The following is a 4,104-nucleotide window of genomic DNA, read 5'->3' as shown; positions in this document are numbered from 1 at the left end:
ACCAATAATATAACTATTAGCTCCAGTTGCAGCTTGCCAGCTTCCTAAAGTTCTTCTTAAATCATGAAAGTATATCTCGTGCTAGGATGATGCTTAATATCCCAGATGATAAATATATACTAGAACTAGATAATATTAACAAGTATTCGATGTCGATAACGAGTCTTTATGAATCACTGTCCAATAATACTCAAGTTAAAAAAGATCATGAAAGAATTCGTGTACTTTTAGCGTATTATTTTTCATTGCCACCAGAGGAAGTAAGTTTTTCAAAGTTTAAAAAGATACTAGACTCTACTAAATTACCTAGGATTATACAAAACCTAGGGAATGAAAAATCATTTACACACGCTCGTGATAAGTATCTACCAGTTTGTCACTTAATATTAGCTGATGCAGCGTGCGATTTAAAAAATTCTTTTATAAAATATGTCACGGATAATCTAACCGTAGCTTCTTATTTTCGTAAAAAATTATTAGCAATGTCTAGTAAACATGCTACGCCAAAACATCTTTTTTTACCTGAAGGTTTTATATCTATTCCAAAAGAATTTGATCTTTATGTGTCAGAAATATCTGAAGACCTTAAAAAGCATTGGGATATGTGTGGTAAGAAGCTGTTCAACCCGCTCTGATTCTTGAATAGTTTCCTGTTAAATAATATACGATCCATGTCGTATCTTGGAATTCGTTTTCCCAAGGTTCTAAGCCAATACACTCAACGTTTTTAAAGTATCGTTGTTATCTCTGCGTAGATTAAATCATCATTACATTACATTACAAATTCACTGTTCAGATAGAACGCTAAAGATGTTGCGCTTCCTTTTAGCAACTTGCCTCTAGCATATTCTATTGTGTTCTAGACCTGAGAATTAAAATTTCCAACGTTTTTTTTTAGTTATAACTGAATTATATCTATATCACGCAACAACAATATAGGTAAAAAATGTTAGAACAAAATAAACTACTAAACCGTAAACAAGCCGCAGATTTTCTTGGAGTCAAGGAAGCTACTTTAGCTCACTGGAAATGTACAGGTAGATATAACTTGCCATCAGTGAAAATTGGTAGGCTCGTAAAATACCGCACCAGCGATTTAGAACAATTTATTGTAAATGGGGTGTGCAGCTATGAATAACAATGATACTCCTCGCAGCAGAGCTACGAGGTATCTAGCAGAATTTCTAATATTAGAAATCAAGTCTAGATTATTTACTGCGAAGCAAGCTTCGGGGAATTAGACCCGAAAGAGATTAATTTTAGCTTAGTCAAAAACTCTCTTAGTGGTAATGAATATAAAATTTTACGTCAGCTACTACCAAACGGTAAAAAGGAAGGTAACGAGTATATAGTTCTCAATCCAACACACAACGATAGGAATCTAGGTTCTTTTAGGGCAAATACTACAACATGGCGAGTGGAAGAAATACGTAACCTTATCAATAACTCTAACTTAACTCAAACAGGTACTAACAATGAATAACATATCACAAATAAGTAATGAAGACTTAGAACTTAACCAAGCAAACGCTTGTGAAGCAATAACGCAAGAACAAGCTATTATACAGCCTACACAGTTGCAGTCAATCAAAATTTCTCGTTGTACAAACAAAGAAGATAATCGCCCTGTTAGTGAGGAATTGACTTGGGAAGAATTAAAATCTTTACTTACAACATTCAATGAAACAATAATCAGCAAAGGTAATGCACCAGCTTTTATAGGTGGTTATTTTGATGGAAAGGGGCGTAAATATAAAAATTTATTATCAAGGACTTTAATAACCATTGATATAGATAAGTATAATGCCTCAATTTCTGATTTAGAAGCGTTTATAGATGGAAGTTTAAATAAATATAGATATATAGCTCATTCAACATCACGGCACTCAGAAACTGATGCTAGGATTAGAATTATTTTATTTCCGAACAAAGAAATCAGACCTAGTGATTACCAGAATGTAGTAACAAACTTTATGAGCATATATTTTCTTACCAAGATTGCTGATATACCATCATCTACAGCAGCAGCGCAGCTTATGTACCTACCAATTAGAACAAGCAAAGAGTATCTACCATGGTATAAGGTAAATGACGGCTTAGAGGTTGATATTGATTCATTCACGAAAGCAGCTGTATTAAATGAGGCTTTAAGCGCAGCAAATGATGATAATTTTAGGCCTATATTGACAAAGCCTCGCTGTAATTTAAGTGATGATGAAGTGATTGATTGTCTCACCCGCTATGATGTCAGTGGTACTGATTTTACTATGTGGCGTGATGTTGGGTTTGCTTTACACCACCAATATTGCGGTAGTGATAAAGGTAGGGAATTATTTGTTGATTGGTCTCTTGAAGACACAAGAGAAGAGTACAAGCATACAAAACCCGTAAGAAAAAATGCTGAACGTCAATATGATAGTTGTGATAATACCAAGGGGGATCAAATAACTTTTGCAACTATCATGTACAGAGTGAATGAGCTAGAAAATAAGGCTCGAAAAAAAGATATTGAAAAACAAATCAATGAGTTACCTAGCTCATCATCAGAAAAGGATATAGAAAAAATAATAAATATTCTAGCCAGCCATTATTCAATAAATGAAGCCGAATGTTATTTACAACAAATCAAAAAGAACACTAAGTGGCAAATATCAAGTTTAAGAAACTCCTTCCAAGAACAACAAAACAAACTCCAATTGAGTAAAATAAATGAAGACAAACTCCCCTATTACCCACTAGATAAGCCTTTGCCACGAGCTATCTTTGTTGAAGATAAACAGTTCAAGAAACTTCCACTTTCGTAAATCCGCTAAGATCTATTTCTTGAATCAACATATTAGTTTCCGCCCTTTAAACTGTTATACGTTATGCTCTATAAACAACTTAGAGATAACTTATCACTTCGATCAAACCCTGTATAGTAAAATCAATTCTCATCTAATTAGTCGTTTAATAATACTAATATTGTTGATTTTGTTACACCTACTTTTTCTAAACATGTATCAAATTTCAATACTCTACAAACCTTATAAAATATAGGTTGTAGCGGTTTAGTTACACCTGTTACACTAGTTGTACCAAAAAAGTAGTGATGTTCAGGATCTTAAGCTCATTTTGCGTGTTTTAACATCGCTTGTGTTGCTTTCTCAACTGAATCTTTAATGGGGTCTATGCTTAAACGAGCATAAATAGCAGTTGATTGAGGGTTTTTATGCCCCAATGATCGACCAATAATATAACTATTAGCTCCAGTTGCAGCTTGCCAGCTTCCTAAAGTTCTTCTTAAATCATGAAGTCTTAAATCTTTGATCTCTGCTCTTTGTAATATTCTTTTCCATCCAGATTTTGGCTCTACTAAATGACCAGTTTTGCCAATACTTTCAAAAACCCATTCTCCTTTAGGATATTGTTCAAGACGGGTTTGCAAAATGCTTAACACCTCCCCCGTTAAATGTACTCTTAAAGATTCGCCGTTTTTTGTTTCTGGTATTAACCATTCCCTGCGTTCAAAATTAATATCTTCCCATCTCATAGCAAGTACATTAGATTTTCTAGCTCCAGTAAAAAGAGAGATGTAAATATAATCTTTAATTGTAGTATTTGTCTCGGCTTCTACGCTTTCAAAAAACCTTGGTAATTCATCTGAGTGAAGAAACCTATCCCTAGATTTTTCTTTAGACTTCTTGACTCCTTGTGAAGGATTTATTCCAACCCATCCCCATTCAATAGCTTTACTATAGATTACACGGATTCTTGCTAACATCCTATTTGCGCGATATAGCCCATTCTCATTTTTAATTTTTTCATGAACTAATTGTACTTCCTGCTTTGTAATACTAGAGAGTTGTTTAGAAAACCAATTCGACAAAAGATTGTTTACCGAACTTTCATCTTCTTTCCAAGTTTTTTTGTTTTGTATGCTATGCCGTTCCATAAACAAGTGAAACATATCGCCAAAGGTTATTTCAGATCTAATATTTTTCTTGTCTTCATTAGGGTTACTGCCCCTAAGCATCTTTGCAATAACGCTCTGAGCTTCGTTCCTAGCGTTCTCAACAGTCATTTCGGGATATTTACCTAAAGTAACTCGTACTGGCTTTCCAT

4 protein-coding genes are annotated in these 4,104 nt (G+C 34.0%); 3 read left to right on the top strand and 1 reads right to left on the bottom strand.

All coding sequences use genetic code 11. The features are described 5' to 3' along the window. The first annotated feature begins 86 nt into the window (after window positions 1-86). The 3 genes from Megvenef_RS07730 (at window position 87) to Megvenef_RS07720 (ending at window position 2,804) form a co-directional block, all read left to right on the top strand. Window positions 87-635 carry a hypothetical protein gene (locus Megvenef_RS07730; RefSeq protein WP_322777381.1) on the top strand — a complete coding sequence of 183 codons (549 nt, stop codon included), beginning with the start codon at window positions 87-89 and terminating at the stop codon, window positions 633-635. Window positions 636-946: 311 nt separating this feature from the next. Next, window positions 947-1,138 carry a helix-turn-helix domain-containing protein gene (locus tag Megvenef_RS07725; RefSeq protein ID WP_322777380.1) on the top strand — a complete coding sequence of 64 codons (192 nt, stop codon included), beginning with the start codon at window positions 947-949 and terminating at the stop codon, window positions 1,136-1,138. Window positions 1,139-1,475: 337 nt separating this feature from the next. Continuing rightward, window positions 1,476-2,804 (top strand): PriCT-2 domain-containing protein, encoded by a 1,329-nt coding sequence (locus Megvenef_RS07720; RefSeq protein WP_322777379.1) that lies wholly within the window; start codon window positions 1,476-1,478, stop codon window positions 2,802-2,804. A gap of 305 nt (window positions 2,805-3,109) precedes the next feature. On the opposite strand, the gene Megvenef_RS07715 is transcribed toward Megvenef_RS07720, so the two are convergent. Next, a partial coding sequence (locus Megvenef_RS07715; protein WP_322777378.1) for a tyrosine-type recombinase/integrase occupies window positions 3,110-4,104 on the bottom strand: 995 nt, incomplete at its 5' end.

The organism is Candidatus Megaera venefica (assembly GCF_034554655.1).
Classification (GTDB): Bacteria; Pseudomonadota; Alphaproteobacteria; order Rickettsiales; family Rickettsiaceae; genus Megaera_A; species Megaera_A venefica.
The sequence above is the reverse complement of the archived record's forward strand: the minus strand, read 5'-3'. Positions and strand labels throughout refer to the sequence as shown.

Coding starts and splice junctions, on each gene's coding strand:
- Megvenef_RS07730 (WP_322777381.1), top strand. CDS start 87: ATGATGCTTAATATCCCAGATGATAAATATATACTAGAACTAGATAAT.
- Megvenef_RS07725 (WP_322777380.1), top strand. CDS start 947: ATGTTAGAACAAAATAAACTACTAAACCGTAAACAAGCCGCAGATTTT.
- Megvenef_RS07720 (WP_322777379.1), top strand. CDS start 1,476: ATGAATAACATATCACAAATAAGTAATGAAGACTTAGAACTTAACCAA.